Origin of the sequence: Leeuwenhoekiella aestuarii (assembly GCF_004104055.1) — a bacterium.
Lineage (GTDB): Bacteria > Bacteroidota > Bacteroidia > Flavobacteriales > Flavobacteriaceae > Leeuwenhoekiella > Leeuwenhoekiella aestuarii.
The window spans coordinates 532201-548498 of sequence record NZ_QOVJ01000001.1; the positions used below are offsets into that span (position 1 = coordinate 532201).

Genomic DNA, 16298 nt, shown 5'->3' on the forward strand with positions numbered 1-16298 from the left:
TTAGTCAATTTTAAAAAATTCTTTTATTATAATATTTAGGTTATCGATTGTTTTTAAGTTTAGATAATAATCACAATCTCTAAAAACTTTTTTAAAATCAGAGTTGCGTGCAATCCATCCTGCCCCATCAAGAATATTTATTACTAGAGTATTTGAGTCCGCCTGGGAATCTTGAACTATGGGTTGTATTGTAACTTTGTAATATGTTGTTTGTTTAGAACTTGTTGTAAGGTAAAAGCTTGAATTTATTATTATATGTTTGTCACCTAATGAAATTGTAGTCAATTGTTTATTGGAAAAATGAGGTAAGTCTTTCTTGCCAAATTCAAGGCCGTATAAGTCTACAATTTGTCTGATTTTATTGTCAAGTTTGCTCAAGTATAAATCACGGTATTTGATGTTATAACTTGTTGTTATTTTATCTTTAATTAAGTTTCGGATATAGTCATCATTTTTTAATCGTTCTATTGTGTTATTATCAATTCGGAAATCGTGTAGAATAAATTTTGGGACTATGGCAGAAAACTTCGAGCTAACATATCCTGATGCAAAAAGCTCGCAATACTCTTCCATCAAACTCGGGTTGGATATCAGTTCGGAACGGAGTTTCTTAGTCGACCATTCTGATTCAAAAGTATAGCCCTTATTTAGTCTTATCCAGGAAACAACTCTTTTAAACTTCTCTCCACTTATACCTAGTAGTGTTATAATTTTCTCAATAGAATCGCGGTCCTTGTGAATAAAAGATTTGAGGCCATTTGAGGTCTCTATACCTGATAATTTTTCTTTTAATTGTTTAACTTCTGAGTTAAGATAATTTTCATAATAAGCTTCTATCTTGCTATCACATAAAAACATTGTCGTTGTTTTTAGGGCCTCCTTATAAACTATCTTACTCATATATTATTTAAAAATATTTGTTAGTAATCTTTTTGCTACATCCCTTACAACAGGAACACATACTGAATTGCCTAATAAATCATATCCCAATTTAATAGATTGCTCATTTTTCTCAAATTCGTCAAGACTATAAGATTCAGGATACCCAAATAATCGTAAACCTTCTTTAAGGGAGAGACGCCTAATTCCATCTCCATCCACTACTCCACAAGCATTCATATCCATTGCGACCATTGTTGGAGCTAGGTTTTGGCTATCTAATATGTGACTAATTGGAAAAGATAATTTCCCAGTAACAATGTTGTACCCTTTAGGTAGTGTTTCGTCCGGTATTCTTTCCGTATATGATCTTCCGCTTATCATATTAACCACTTTCTTTTTTGGATGTTCTAACACTAAATATTTTTTTTCAACAAGGTCATCTAGAATATTCTGCAGGTTTTTATTTGGATAAAACGTTTGGATTTGTTTGTATGTGAGTGGCATTCCGTCCATCCAATCAATTCCGATTTCCAACGCCCAAGACCTACGCCTTCGTTGTTTGAATAGTAAATTTAACAGTACCTTTTGTTGTGAGGATACTGATCCCTTATATTCAAAATCCCAACTATGAATATTTCGCTTTCCTCCTCTTTTATCTTTTAGGAATTTACCATCTAATTCTTCAGGTTTATAATGGCGCAAAAGCTTTTTAGTAAACTCATTGTTGAGGCAAGGTTGATTATAAAGTAAAGAGTCTTTTATAATTGATTTTGGTTTGGGGTCAAATTTCAAATCAACTTTACCATATTTTTTTTTACACCCGACTATGAATACCCGTTTACGAACTTGAGCAACACCAAAATTCGATGCATCTAACATTTCATATTCAACATTAAAACCTAGCTTATTCCTAAGTATATTAAGAATAACTGCTAAGGTTCTACCAATTTCATCAGAAGGTTTCTTCTTATCGTGACCAATTAAACCTTCAACATTTTCAAGGATAAAACCATCAATATTCTTAAGGTGAAACTCTAATATTCGTTCAATTTCAAAAAATAGAGTTCCTCTCGTTTCTGAAAAACCTCTTTGTTTGCCTGCGGCACTAAAAGCTTGGCATGGAAATCCCCCAAGTAGTATGTTAAACGGTTCTATTTCTTTTGCCTCTATTTTCGTTATATCCGTAGGCTCTATTTGCTCGTTAGGGAAGTTTAAGTTCAACGCCTTAATTGCACTCTTTTTTACTTCTGATGTAAACATACATTTCGTTGTAAGACCTAAATCATAAGCAGCCTGCTCCAATCCAAGCCTAATACCTCCTAACCCTGCAAATAGATCAATAAATTTTATATCTATGTTATTTTTCATTATTACCTTTTTATTGAGACACTTAAGTCTTTAACACCCAAATTCAAAACCTATACAGTTTTGGTAAAAACTTCTGACGGAAATTACTGTCGGTTTTGCAGATAAGCACTGAACATCTAGTGACTTTCTCCTGATTTATTAGCCAACCAAATTTGCTTTAAAGCTTTTTGTTCCATTACTTCATTAATCCGGTTCATTTCAGACGTTGTTTATTGAGTCCCAAAATAATCAGTTTATTTAAATATCTCTAAAAACTGTGTATAAAATGTAAATATTCTGTTTAGGTACGGTCGAAAAGGGCAAGCTCTTTCGGTTTGACAAGCTAGGCTTTTTACATTGGCAAAAACAGTACGTGATCAACTACAATATTACTTTTTCTTTAGCTAGCAAGTGAACTGGTCTTAAAAGAACAATATTTTCTTATGTTATTTTATCTCTTGATAAACGGTTGGATAAACCAAAACGCCTAAAAACAAAAAAGCCTCAACTATAGATAGTTAAGGCTTAATTTTGCTCCCCCTCTTGGGCTCGAACCAAGGACCCTTTGATTAACAGTCAAATGCTCTAACCAACTGAGCTAAGGAGGAATTTAATCTTAAAATTTTTAAAGCCACTTTGGCGTATCGCAATACTACCGGTTGTTGTGCTTTAAAGAACGTTTCGCTTATTTGCTGAAAGCGGATGCAAATATACACAACTATTTAAACCCACAAAATAAATTTCAAAAAAATATTTAGCGCTTTTTAGCTGTTTTATTTTTTGCCCTTAGCCACCGGTAATCCAGCGGTAAATATCATTTCCGTTAGCATATAACACTAAGGCAATTAGCAAGAAGAAGCCTATCATCTGAGCATATTCTAAAAACTTATCGCTCGGTTTTCTTCCGGTAACCATCTCGTATAGTAAGAACATAACGTGACCTCCGTCTAATGCCGGGATCGGCAGAATGTTCATAAACGCTAAAATAATAGAGATAAAGGCCGTGGTTTCCCAGAATGATAACCAGTTCCACGTATCCGGAAACAAGCCGGCAATAGCTCCAAAACCTCCAACCTGAGAGGCTCCTTTTTTTGTAAAGACGTATTTAAATTGTGTTGCATAATCGTGCAGCACCCAATATCCATAACTAATCCCTTCGGTTATGCTTTCGCCAAAACCATATTCTCGCTTGTGACGCTCAGGCATTATATAATCTTCATCTAAAAATTTAAACCCTACTCCCACCATTTCTGCACCGCCAAGATCAACATCAAACTTACGTTCTACACCGTCACGAAGCACCGTAATTGTCGCAACCGTATCTTTCTCTTTTTGCAGTGCATAGGTAGCATCGCTTTTGTATTTAATGGGATAACCGTTGATACTCAACAGCTTATCTGTACCTAAAACTCCTGCTTTTTTGGCTCCGCCGAAAACAGAATCAAGTTTGACCGGTGTACGGGGTACATTCACGCCAAACATCTCACCAGATTTAAACAACTCCATCCCGATGTCGTCAGGAAGGGTTAATTCTTCTTCACCACCATTCTCATGCACTACAGTCACCTTAGCGACATCGCGCATCATCAACATCTGCGGGAAATCCATTTGATCTTCTAAAGGGACCCCATTTACAGAACGAATTTTATCCCCCTGTTCAAAACCATATTGCTCCATAGTAGGCGCAAAACCAAAACCGTATTTGAGATCATCTGCAGTAGAATACTCTTCTCCATAACTAGCAATGATCATAATGTAGATAAAAAAGCCCAGTACAATATTGACCGTCACCCCACCTATCATTACAATAAGTCGCTGCCAGGCTGGTTTAGAACGAAACTCCCACTCTTTAGGTTCCTGAGCCATCGCTTCTTTATCCATACTCTCATCGATCATCCCGGCGATCTTTACATAGCCCCCCAAAGGCAACCAACCGATACCGTACACGGTCTCGCCTATCTTCTTCTTAAAGAGCGAAAACTTGACATCAAAGAATAAAAAGAATTTTTCTACCCGTATTTTAAAAAGTCTGGCTGGTATAAAATGCCCAAACTCGTGAAGTACTATCAATATTGAAAGGCTCAAAAATAACTGAGCTCCTTTTACAAAAAATGGATCCATAAATTTTACTAACTAGTGGCCAATGCCATCACTTGTTATAAAGGTTAACCCCCTTATAAAAACAGAAATTAAGAAAATAATTAAAAGGCATTATGCCTTAAAAAGTGCACAAAAGTAACCTTTTACATTCGCATACAAAAGTATTTGCATCAAGCTGCTATAGGCTTTTAAAAACTTAGTGCCCTAATACTTTTTAAAAGCGCTTGCTGCATCGTAATTTTGTAGCCTAAAACGCAGATTATGCTTCAGTTTTTTGCTCGATACAAAAAGTTTGCCATTGTAATGGCTGTTCTTTCCGCAGTCATTCTTTATACCTTTTACTCGTTGATGAAGCCTGCACCCAGTTTGCCTATCTACCAACCTGATATGGTTGACCGATCACTAGTAGACAGTACGGTTCAGTTTGTAAAGAAATACCATAAGATAGCCGACTTTAAACTGGTGAATCAAAATGGCGATACGATTACTCAGGACGACTATCCCGGCATTTATGTAGCTGATTTCTTTTTTACCACCTGTCAGACGATTTGCCCTATTATGACCGATCATATGCTACACATTCAGGAACAGCTTAAAGACGATGCTTCGGTTAAATTGTTATCGCATACCGTGATCCCGGCGACTGATACGGTTGCGCAACTCAAACGCTATGCGTTAGCAAAAGGAGTTGACGATTCTAAATGGAATTTAGTCACCGGCCCTAAAAAAGAGATTTATGAGCTGGCGCGAAAAAGCTACCTCGCAGTCAAAACTCAAGGGAACGGCGATAAATATGATATGATTCATACCGAAAACTTTATGCTCATCGATTCTAAGAAACGCATCAGAGGTTTTTATGACGGTACAGACCCTGAAGCTATCGAGCAACTCCTAGAAGATATCGCGATCTTAAAAAGGATTGAAAAGCGTTCTGATACTTAAGTCTGCATTAAACATACTTTTAATAAACGGATACGCCCACAATACCTTAAGAATTGAACAGCTTTTAACTTCGAGACCGGCCTTAGCGCATTTAAATATCGATTATCGAGTAAAATCTTTTTACATCTGTTGCATTTCCATTACTTTTGCCTTGTTTAAATTCAATCTAAATAAATTGACTACTTCATTAGATCTTTTAAAGCGTGGCGAAAAAGCCATAATCGTAGAGTTTACCTTAGACATGGTTCCTCTTAAGCTTTTAGAAATGGGCTGTTTGCCCGGAAACGAAGTAGAACTGGTACAGATCGCACCTTTTAAAGACCCCATGTACCTCAATATAAATGGCAGTCACCTTGCTATACGCAAAGAGACCGCCAGTCACATCACTGTAGAAAAGCTGTCCCATGAGTAAACAGCTCAATGTCGCCCTTATAGGAAATCCCAACACTGGTAAAACCTCGGTTTTCAATCAGTTGACCGGTTTGAAACAACAGGTAGGTAATTACCCGGGAATCACTGTTGAGAAAAAAGAAGGTATCTGTAAATTACCCAGAGGTGTTAAAGCGCACATTCTGGATCTTCCGGGAACCTATAGCCTTAATGCGAGTTCATTAGATGAGAATGTGGTTATAGAACTGCTTCTCAATAAAAATGATAAAGATTATCCTGATGTTGCCGTCGTGGTTTCTGATGTGGAGAACTTAAAGCGAAACCTGCTCCTTTTTACGCAAATCAAAGATTTACACATTCCCACGATTCTGGTAATCAATATGGCAGACCGGATGGAGCGCAAAGCCATCAGTCTTGATATCGCAAAACTTGAAGAACGTCTGGAGACCAAAATCGCTCTGGTAAGTTCGCGTAAGAACACCGGTTTTGATACGTTAAAAGAACTTATAAGCAATTATAAAACGCTTTCTGTTGAACCTTGTGTAAATGCTTCTGTAATTGCTCCGGAATATTTTGACAGACTGCGAAAAGCTTTTCCGAAGCAGGATTTATACAAACTCTGGTTAGTGATCACTCAGGATGTAAATTTTGGTAAATTAGACCGAAACGAGATGCAGAGCATCACTAGTTTTCAAACCGAGAGCAAGTCTAATCTGAAGCGCTTACAGCAAAAAGAAACCATTGTCAGGTATCAGTTCATAAATGGGATTTTAAAAGAAACCTTACGTATAGATCATCTCGCAGCTAAAGATTTACGCAGTCGTTTAGACCGCGTACTCACACATAAAGTCTGGGGTTATCTTATTTTCTTTGCCATTTTATTGCTCATATTTCAAGCGATCTACGACTGGTCTTCTTACCCTATGGACCTTATTGACGAAGCATTTGCCGCAATAGGAGAATGGGTGCGAACGACCATGCCACCGGGAGCTCTAACAAACCTTATTGCTGAAGGAATTATTCCCGGTCTGGGCGGGATTGTGATTTTTATTCCGCAAATCGCCTTTTTATTTTTATTTATATCGCTGCTTGAAGAAAGCGGCTATATGAGTCGTGTGGTCTTTTTGATGGATCGTATTATGCGTCGTTTTGGGCTGAGTGGTAAAAGTGTAGTTCCGCTCGTTTCGGGTACTGCGTGTGCCATTCCTGCAATTATGGCTACTAGAAATATTGAAAACTGGAAAGAACGCCTCATCACTATCCTAGTAACACCCTTTACAACCTGTAGCGCACGCTTACCGGTTTACCTTATTATCATTTCTCTGGTTATTCCTGATGAACGTGTATTGTACATTTTCAACCTGCAGAGTCTGGTATTGATGCTGTTATACCTTATAGGATTTGGTACAGCGATCTTATCTGCCTGGCTATTAGACAAAATATTGAAAATAAAAAGCCGTACCTTTTTTGTAATTGAGATGCCCAATTATAAGCTTCCGTTATTTAAAAATGTGGCTTATAACGTGATCGAAAAAACAAAATCTTTTGTTTTAGGAGCTGGTAAAATCATCCTTGCAATTTCTATCGTGCTTTGGGTTTTAGCTTCAAATGGACCGGGAGATCAATTTAGAAATGCCGAAGAAAACGCAATTGCCCGTATGGAAGCCGGCGCGTTTCCACAGCAAGAATTAGATAAACACATCGCATCAGAAAAGTTAGAATACAGCTACATTGGCTATATGGGGAAAGCGATAGAACCGGTTGTGAGACCCCTAGGCTACGACTGGAAAATAGGTATCGCTATTGTGAGTTCATTTGCGGCTCGCGAGGTATTTGTGGGTACGCTCGCAACAATTTATAGTGTAGGTAGTGACGAAGAAGAAACCATAAAAAACAGAATGGCCGGTGAGATCAATCCTATTTTAGGAGGGCCGCTTTTTAACCTGGCAAGTGGTATTTCACTTTTGCTGTTTTATGCCTTTGCGATGCAGTGTATGAGTACGCTAGCCATTGTAAAACGAGAAACCAACACCTGGAAATGGCCGGTATTGCAACTTGTAATTATGAGTGGTTTTGCCTATGTTGTTGCTTTGGTAGCCTATCAATTGCTCATTTAAAAGGCTGTTTGTCTCGCTTCCGCGGAAGCAAAACTTTAAAAGAATACGATTATGATACAGAATATACTAGTACTGCTTATTTTTTTAATCGCTGTAGGATATTTGGTAACCAAATACATTTGGAAACCAGCTTTTTTAACCGGAAAGTCTAACGATAAATCCTGCGGAAGCGATAATTGTGGATGTCATTAATTTAAAGCTGATTCCAAACCACATTCAACACATAATCTTCCTGCTTGATTTTACCTTTTGATATATCTGGGTAGGGCAAAACCGAATATTCAAACATTTCTTTTTTTTCAGAACTTAAAAAAGCGCTGTTGTTCGCATCCATATTAAGTGTGCGCTCTTCAATAAATTTTCCGTCTCTATAAATGGAAGCTTTAACGATAACTTCACCTGCCCAAACACAAGTCACATTTTTAGGGCAGCGAGAATCAATGATTTCATTTATTTCAAGTTCAACGTCACCAAAAGCAACGCGCTTTCCAAAAGGTACTTTAATAAGTATTTGAGGTAGATGTACCGGCTGATCGACCTGCAAGGTATCTTTAACTGATTCTTCCTGAGCAAAACCAGGCATCAAAACCAATAATCCCAAAACAAAAAGTAGCTTTTTCATACTATTATTTTTTTTGAACGCCCTATTGCCTCCTCGAGCGCAGTCGAGAGGCCAATGAATCTTTTACTTTAAAACGGGTCTCAACTGCGCTCGACCTGACATTCCAGCTAGTTTCTCTAAAGACGCCTTAGAAGCAACATTGTTGCAGGCTAACCCAATCCCACATCAAGCGTCATCATTAAGATAAAACCTCCTATAAAACCCAGTGTGGCGATATCTGTGTTTTTACCTTGTTGCGATTCGGGCACTACTTCTTCTACCACCACAAAGATCATCGCACCGGCAGCAAACGCCAAAGCATAGGGTAAAATGGGTTTAAAAGTCATGACAGCATATGCTCCTACTACAGCAGCCACAGGCTCAACAATGGCAGAAAGCTGCCCGTAGTTGAAACTTTTCCAACGGCTAAAGCCTTGTCTGCGCAACGGCATGGCTACCGCAAAACCCTCAGGAAAATTTTGTAAACCAATACCTATCGCCAGTGCCACGGCACCTCCTATAGTCGCACCATCAAAACCGGCGGCAACCCCACCAAATAAAACACCTACCGCTAAGCCTTCAGGGATGTTATGTAACGTGATTGCTAAGGTCAACAATACCGATTTATGCCAGGGACTGCGCATTCCTTCTTTATCCTCTTCTTTAAAATTGACATGTAAATGGGGAAGGATCTTATCTAAACCAAATAAAAATGCGGCTCCTAAACCAAAACCTATCGCCGCGGGGATCACCTTTATAAAACCTTCTCCCGGGCTCATTTCAATACCCGGAGCCAGTAAACTCCAAAAACTTGCAGCTACCATAACACCCCCGGCAAAACCCAGCATGGCATCAAAAACTTTACGGTTCATTCCTTTAAAAAAGAATACCAGAGCAGCTCCTAAAGCGGTTACTCCCCAAGTGAATAATGTTGCCAGAAATGCTCCCATCACTGGGTCTAACGTTTCAAAATAGTCAATAATATCATTCATAAATTAGTTGTTTAAGCTATAAATACAGGTATGTTTACTTTATGTCGAACACTGTCTACCGTAGTTCCAAAAATTAGATCTTTAAAAAATGTATGTCCATGAGCTCCTAATATTAGCAGGTCATAGTCCCCTTTACTTATTATTTTAGGAAGGCTTTTCTTGGGCGAGCCATAACCCAATTGGGTCGTTACTTTATATCCTTGTTTACGCATTTGAGCTGCATAAACTTCAAGGAGTGCCTGATCGCTTTCAGTCTCAAGATCGTTTATAGCATTCCCATAAACAAGTGCTCCCGGAGATTCTACACTATGAATGAGTGTATACTGCGCTTCGGTTTTACCCAATTGCACGGCAGAAGCCATACTCTTTCGGTCTGCAGAAGAAAAATCCAGAGCAACTGCAATATTCCTATATACTTTTAGGGTGGCTAGTTCAGATAAATCAGTCTGAATGTGAGGTGTATGCGATTTATTGAATTCTTTGCGCTTCAGCAGAATAGGGTGAACCGAAATATAAATCAATAAAATACCCGCACCTACAATCAAGGGCACCACGCTGATCCAGATATAAAGCGGATTTGAAACTTCAGCCATAAATTTTAAAACTTCATCAATTACCAGTTTTGCGTTGAGACTTACAATCACAATCGTTATCAACCATGACGCGATACGCATAGGCCATTTTATGGCGTATCCTTTCATCTTCTTCTTATCGCTCACAAAATGAATAAGCGGAATCATCGCAAAACCCAACTGTAAACTGAGCACCACCTGACTCAATACCAGCAATTCCCCCAGGCCGCGTTCGCCATAATATGAGACGGTAATTAATGCCGGCACAATTGCTATAAGGCGGGTAGCAAGGCGTCTTACCCACGGCTGTATGCGTAGATTGAGATACCCTTCCATCACAATTTGCCCCGCAAGCGTTCCGGTTAAGGTGCTGCTTTGACCGGCCGCTATAAGTGCCACAGCAAATAAAATAGGTGCCCACTGTGTTCCTAAAAGTCCGTGGAGTAATTCATGTGCGTCATTGATGTCTGCAACCTCATATAAACCGTTTTTAAAAAAGACCGAAGCCGCCAGAATCAAAATCGCCGCATTCACAAAAAAGGCAAGATTGAGCGCTATGGCAGAATCTATGAAGTTGAATTTTAAAGCCCGCCGTATTCCCTTTTTAGTATGGGTGATCTTTCGGGTTTGTACTAATGAAGAATGTAAATATAAATTATGGGGCATCACCGTCGCCCCGATAATCCCTATCGCGATATACAACGCAGCATTATTAGGCATACTGGGCACCAGACCTGCTGCAACTTCAGCCAGATCAGGTTTAGCAAAAAACATCTCTAGAAAAAATGATAAGCCAATGATGAATATCAACGAAACAATAAAGGCTTCCATCTTTCTAATTCCCTTATTGATGAGAAAAAGCAAGATAAAACTGTCTAAAACCGTGATGCATACGCCCCAAAAAATAGGCAAACCAAAAAGCAAATTGAGTCCTATGGCCATCCCAATTACTTCGGCGAGATCGCAAGCAGCGATAGCTATTTCGGCCAAAAGCCAAAGCACAAAATTTACAAATTGCGGATAGTTTTCCCGCGAGGCCTGAGCCAGATCTACACCGCGTACAATACCTAATCTGGAGCACAAACTCTGAAGCAACAATGCCATAAGATTGGACATCAATAAAACCCAAAGTAACGAGTACCCAAATTGGCTACCGCCGGCAATATCTGTCGCCCAGTTACCGGGATCCATATACCCCACACTCACCAGATATGCGGGTCCCAAAAAAGCCAGGATACGCTTCCAACCCTTTTTACCGGTTGTCGTAGCAACAGATCCGTGAACTTCCTCGAGTGATTTATTTACAGCATCGTTTTTCATCAGGCTATACCGTTAGTACTAGATACGCACATAAATATTCTCTGTAGCAATCTGGGATAATATCAACTCCCGGTCTTCAATACGCACGGTCATACTTTTATCAAAATCCTGAAAGTTCACAATTTGAATCACGCTACCCAATCTGATGTTTTGCTGATCTAAAAACTGAAGAAACGAAGACGAGGTATCATTCACCCCAATGCAGGATCCCGTATCACCGGGTTGCAATTGAGAAACCCGTTTTTTCTCCATTTTAATGACGTGACCATTTTCATCAGGAATAGGGTCACCGTGTGGATCATACTTGGGGTAGCCTAAAAATTTATCCAACTGCTGTATTAATTTATCAGACTTTATATGTTCTAGTTGCTCAGCCACATCGTGGATCTCATCCCAGCTAAAATCTAGTTTTTGAGCCAAAAATGTTTCCCACAAGCGGTGTTTCCTAACAATTTTTAATGCTGAAATCTCGCCAGATTCGTTTAACAAAACTCCTTGATAGGGTTGATAACGCACTAAACCCTTCTCGTCCAACTTTTTTATCATTTCTGTTGCCGAAGCTGGCTTGGCATCTAAATATTTAGATAACACGTTAGTACTTACCCCCTTTCGGTGCTCTCGCTGTAGCGAATAAATAGATTTTAGGTAGTTCTCTTCAGATAACGTCATGCTATTATTTAATTATTCCACAATAATACACCAAATATATCAAATATATTTTTTAGGTTTGCCTAAACTTTATTTTTGAAAATCCACAAATGCTTATTAAACCTACCTTTATACTTCTTTCTTTTGGATTATTTACCAGCATATTCGCTCAGGAAAAGATCATAATTAATCACCCTGAGGCAAATCAACATGTCAACAGCAAGGAGCAACCTTTGGCATCAGGTCAAGCTTCAGCATCTATAAATAATACTTATCGCGTAAAGGGTCAGGTTTCTGATGGAGCCAATCCCATACCCTTTGCAAACATTCTCATCAGCAACACAAGCATGGGATTTTCAGCAGATGGAGATGGAAACTTTGAATTGGAATTGCCTGATGAATCTGTAACGTTGATCGTTCAGGCAATAGGATTTAAAACACTTCGGGAAACACTAATTCCTTCTGAATACCAGAATACTCCTTTAAATTTCACACTAAAACCTGATCTTCTGGGTCTTGAAGAAGTGGTAGTAAGCGCCACCCGAAATCGGCTTAGCAAAAAGAAAGCTCCGGTAATCGTCAATGTGTTGAGTCCGAAACTGTTTAAAGCAACGCAATCCATCTCGCTTGCAGACGGACTCAACTACCAGCCCGGAGTTCGGGTAGAAACCAATTGTCAAAACTGCGGTTTTACACAAGTTCGCCTTAATGGGTTGGGCGGTCAATACACTCAGGTCTTACTCAATAGTCGCCCGGTTTTTAGTGCCTTAAATGGCGTTTATGGGTTGGAACAAATACCGGTAAGCATCATAGACCGTGTTGAAGTGGTGCGCAGTGGGGGCTCGGCGCTTTTTGGCTCCAGCGCCATTGCAGGAACCATCAACATCATCACCAAAGAACCGGTTAATAACAGCTGGGAAGTAAACAGCAATCTGGGACTTATTGACGGGACAACCCCCGACCGAAGCCTTAATCTCAACGCGTCTATTGTGAGTGAAGACCTCAGCACAGGTGTAACGCTTTACGGCATGTACCGCAACCGCGATGCTTATGATGCTAATGATGATGGTTTTAGTGAGATCACAAAACTGACTAACAATTCACTAGGTGCTAAAGCATTTTATCGTCCTAACGACAACAGTAAGTTAGGCTTTGACTTTACTGCGATTAAAGAATACCGTCGCGGCGGGGATCGCATTGAACTCGCCCCCCAGTTTACAGACATCACTGAAGAACTGGATCACAACACCCTGTTTACGGGTGTGGATTATGAGTTATTTACTGACGACCGTACCACTCATTTGACGGCGTATGCTTCGGTGCAGCATACCGATCGCGATAGTTATTATGGAGGTTTAGGCGGTGGCCGCACCCGTGCCGACTCAACTGCAGCCAATAATGCCTTTGGAAAAACAACAGATCTGGCTTTTGTTTCCGGAGTGAAATTCACACGGAATTTCAAGAATAACGATGTGCTTACTTCGGGTTTTGAATACCAACTCAACGATACCGAAGATGCCATACCCGGTTACAACCGCATCGTAGATCAAAACGTGAATAGCTTTGGGCTATATAGCCAATACGAGTGGAAACCTTTAGAACGTTTTACAGCACTGATAGGAGCTCGTCTTGATCACATCGACGTAGATGGCTTTTACCAGATACAAGATATCAACAGAACTTCAGACGTAACACAAACAGTTTTGAGTCCGCGGTTAACGGTATTGTATAATTTCACAGAAGACTTGCAGTTCCGGGGTGGTTACGCTCGCGGATTTAGAGCGCCGCAGGCTTTTAATGAAGATTTGCACATCAGTTCTGTGGGCGGCGAACAACGCTTTGTGATTCTCTCTGATGCGTTAGAAAGCGAGTTTTCTAACGCCTATACCGCCTCCCTAAATTACAGCAAGGAGTTTAAGAAAGTTCAAACGAGTTTGCTTGTAGAAGGTTTTTATACCACCTTAGAAAATCCGTTTATGCTGGTAAGCACGGGCACTTCTTTACCTAATGGTTCTATCTTAGAAGAATCCCGAAACGGCAGCGGCGCTTACGTTGCCGGGACCACTATCGAGTTTAACCTGTCGCCCAGTAAAGCATTGTTATTTCAGGCTGGAATTACCTGGCAACGCTCCATTTACGATGAAGATCAGGTTCTTTTTGAAGCTGACGGAACCAGTCCTACGGAAACCGATGTGGTAACCGACCAGTTTGTACGGTCTCCGAATGTCTACGGCTTTTTCAATACCAACTGGACCGTAAGCGAGTCTTTTAATGTTGACCTTACCGGAAGCTATACAGGGACGATGCTGGCCCCACACGTAATTAGCGATACGGGGTTTATTAAACTTGAAGAAACTCCTGATTTTATGGATGTGGCCGCAAAACTTACCTATCATATGGATCTTGATGAACACCTACACGTGGAGTTTAGCGGTGGGGTTCAGAATATTTTTGACAGTTATCAGCAAGATTTTGATCTGGGGGCTTTACGGGATTCTGACTATATCTACGGACCCAACCGACCGCGTTCTGTTTTCTTTGGAATTCGCTTCGGCGACTTCTAAGTGCGGGCCGCACGGGCAAAAAGTGCGAGCCACACGGGCAAAAAGTGCGAGCCGCACGGGCAAAAAGTGCGAGCCACACCGGCTAAAAGTGCGAGCTGCACCGGCTAAAAGTGCGGGCCGCACGAGCTAAACTGGATTACTATGAAAAAAATACTCCTATTTCTCTTTCTTACCTGCGGAAACCTTGCAGCTCAGGACCGGGAGCAAATCAACTGGCTGAGCTGGGAGCAACTGGAAGACGCTTTAAATGAAGAACCGAAAAAGACCTTTGTCTTTTTTCACGCAGACTGGTGTGCTTACTGTAAAAAAATAGACCGCGTCGTGTTTACAAAACCCGAGGTGATCAAAAAAATTAATGCCGAATATTACACCGTTCGTATGGACGCCGAAACGACAGATACCATTCGGTTTGACGGGCAAACCTTTACAAACCGGCAGGCATTGACCAAACGCAACGGCGTGCACGACCTGGCTTTGCTTTTGGGCTCCCGTCCTGAGAAATCCTTTTCCTTACCGGTAACCTTATTTTTTGATGAGCAATTTGCACTAAAACAGCGCGTTTTTGAGTACTATACTTCTTCGGAGCTCTTAAAAATTTTGGAACAATAAACACCTTTGATTTTGCGGTATTGTTGAATAAGTTCTAGCTTTAAACCGCTATGCAAAACACGTCTTTAGACTACGATTACATTATTTTGGGCGCCGGCCTCTCCGGATTGATGCTGGCCAAAGCAGTAGTTAGTGATCTATACTTTAAGGATAAGTCTATTTTAATTCTCGATAAAAGCGACAAAAACACCAACGACCGCACCTGGTGCTTTTGGAGCGAAAACACGCAGGATTGGGATGCGATTATTTCTAAAAAATGGGAATCGATTTTGTTTAAAGGCGAAATTTTTAAGGCTGAAATTCCGCTTAAAAATTACAGCTATAACAAAATAGAGGGAATCGATTTTTACGAGTCCGTTTTTAAAACACTTTCGGCTTCTAAGCAAGTTACCTTTAAAACGGAAGCATTCCAGAACCTGACGGAAACAGAGAACGGAGTTGAAGTCACTACCTCACAAAGTACCTATAAAGCGACCAAGGTTTTTAGCAGTATCCTTCCACCGGAACGGCTAAAAAATCAAACGCAATTCCCGGTTTTACAGCAGCATTTTATCGGTTGGGAAGTGCGCACGCAAGAGCACGTATTTGAACCGGAAGTCGCGACTTTTATGGATTTTAGCATTGCGCAACGCGGAAATACCCGTTTTATGTATGTGTTGCCCACCGCTTCTAATAAAGCGCTGGTAGAATACACGTTGTTCTCAGAACACCTCTTGCCCGATGCGGAATATGAAGCCGCTATTGAAGATTATATGGAAGCTTTGGGCGCATCTGAATATGAAATCACGGCCACCGAGAACGGCTGCATCCCGATGACCGCCTACCCCTTTGAGCAGCACAACACCAAAAACCTGATGCATATAGGCACGGCAGGGGGCTGGACGCGGGGCAGTACCGGATTTACTTTTAGCTATACCCTGAAGCGTACCGCCGAACTTGTAGCCTTTCTGAAACAGGAAACCAATCTTAGTAAATTCAACATCAACGACCGCTACCGCTGGTACGACAAACTTTTTCTGGACGTCCTGTACCGCAAAAATGAGCAGGGTGCTGCCTTATTTACGCAGATGTTCAAAAAAAATGATATTGCTAAAATCTTTCGATTTCTGGACGGCACGAGTAGTTTAAAAGAAGATCTGGAAATCATCTGGAGTCTGCCGAAGCAAGAATTCATCAAGTCTTTTTTTCACCTCAAATAAGCATTACGCATTTGT

14 protein-coding genes and 1 tRNA gene are annotated in these 16298 nt (G+C 40.3%); 7 read left to right on the plus strand and 8 right to left on the minus strand.

What is annotated here, in order from left to right; translation table 11 throughout:
* From DSM03_RS02415 to rseP, 4 genes are all read right to left on the minus strand, one after another.
* Positions 1–900, minus strand: coding sequence for a DpnII family type II restriction endonuclease (locus DSM03_RS02415; protein WP_128763040.1), 900 nt, complete (start codon positions 898–900; stop codon positions 1–3).
* Between the two features lie 3 nt (positions 901–903).
* Positions 904–2250 carry a DNA (cytosine-5-)-methyltransferase gene (gene dcm / locus DSM03_RS02420; RefSeq protein ID WP_128763041.1) on the minus strand — a complete coding sequence of 449 codons (1347 nt, stop codon included), beginning with the start codon at positions 2248–2250 and terminating at the stop codon, positions 904–906.
* A 513-nt stretch (positions 2251–2763) separates the two neighbouring features.
* Positions 2764–2837: transfer RNA gene (locus tag DSM03_RS02425), tRNA-Asn, on the minus strand.
* Between the two features lie 178 nt (positions 2838–3015).
* Positions 3016–4350 carry an RIP metalloprotease RseP gene (gene rseP, locus DSM03_RS02430; protein WP_128763042.1) on the minus strand — a complete coding sequence of 445 codons (1335 nt, stop codon included), beginning with the start codon at positions 4348–4350 and terminating at the stop codon, positions 3016–3018.
* A 240-nt stretch (positions 4351–4590) separates the two neighbouring features.
* On the opposite strand from rseP, the gene DSM03_RS02435 reads away from it, so the two are divergent.
* The 4 genes from DSM03_RS02435 (at position 4591) to DSM03_RS02450 (ending at position 7970) form a co-directional block, all read left to right on the plus strand.
* Positions 4591–5271 (plus strand): SCO family protein, encoded by a 681-nt coding sequence (locus DSM03_RS02435; protein ID WP_128761777.1) that lies wholly within the window; start codon positions 4591–4593, stop codon positions 5269–5271.
* A gap of 175 nt (positions 5272–5446) precedes the next feature.
* A complete protein-coding gene (locus tag DSM03_RS02440) occupies positions 5447–5683 on the plus strand; it encodes a FeoA family protein (protein WP_128761778.1) in 237 nt (78 codons plus the stop codon).
* On the plus strand, positions 5676–7778 hold the full coding sequence (feoB, locus tag DSM03_RS02445) for a ferrous iron transport protein B (protein ID WP_128761779.1): 2103 nt from the start codon (positions 5676–5678) through the stop codon (positions 7776–7778). Before DSM03_RS02440 ends, feoB begins: the two co-directional genes overlap by 8 nt.
* Positions 7779–7829: 51 nt before the next feature.
* Positions 7830–7970, plus strand: coding sequence for a FeoB-associated Cys-rich membrane protein (locus DSM03_RS02450; RefSeq protein ID WP_128761780.1), 141 nt, complete (start codon positions 7830–7832; stop codon positions 7968–7970).
* A gap of 1 nt (position 7971) precedes the next feature.
* Here the strand turns inward: DSM03_RS02450 and DSM03_RS02455 are convergent, their stop codons facing one another.
* From DSM03_RS02455 to DSM03_RS02470, 4 genes are all read right to left on the minus strand, one after another.
* A complete protein-coding gene (locus DSM03_RS02455) occupies positions 7972–8400 on the minus strand; it encodes a hypothetical protein (protein ID WP_128763043.1) in 429 nt (142 codons plus the stop codon).
* Positions 8401–8549: 149 nt separating this feature from the next.
* Entirely contained in the window at positions 8550–9371 is an 822-nt protein-coding gene (locus tag DSM03_RS02460) for a ZIP family metal transporter (RefSeq protein WP_128763044.1), read from the minus strand.
* An 11-nt stretch (positions 9372–9382) separates the two neighbouring features.
* Positions 9383–11263, minus strand: a complete 1881-nt coding sequence (locus DSM03_RS02465; protein WP_128763045.1) for an Nramp family divalent metal transporter — start codon at positions 11261–11263, stop codon at positions 9383–9385.
* Between the two features lie 18 nt (positions 11264–11281).
* On the minus strand, positions 11282–11932 hold the full coding sequence (locus tag DSM03_RS02470; protein ID WP_128763046.1) for a metal-dependent transcriptional regulator: 651 nt from the start codon (positions 11930–11932) through the stop codon (positions 11282–11284).
* An 89-nt stretch (positions 11933–12021) separates the two neighbouring features.
* Between DSM03_RS02470 and DSM03_RS02475 the strand changes: the two genes are divergently transcribed.
* The 3 genes from DSM03_RS02475 to DSM03_RS02485 all read left to right on the plus strand — a co-directional run bounded on the left by DSM03_RS02475 (position 12022) and on the right by DSM03_RS02485 (position 16283).
* Entirely contained in the window at positions 12022–14475 is a 2454-nt protein-coding gene (locus tag DSM03_RS02475) for a TonB-dependent receptor (RefSeq protein ID WP_128763047.1), read from the plus strand.
* A 141-nt stretch (positions 14476–14616) separates the two neighbouring features.
* The gene (locus DSM03_RS02480) at positions 14617–15084 is read left to right on the plus strand and encodes a thioredoxin family protein (protein ID WP_128763048.1); all 468 of its coding nucleotides are present in this window, start codon (positions 14617–14619) and stop codon (positions 15082–15084) included.
* A gap of 50 nt (positions 15085–15134) precedes the next feature.
* On the plus strand, positions 15135–16283 hold the full coding sequence (locus DSM03_RS02485) for a lycopene cyclase family protein (RefSeq protein WP_128763049.1): 1149 nt from the start codon (positions 15135–15137) through the stop codon (positions 16281–16283).
* Positions 16284–16298: the final 15 nt, after the last annotated feature.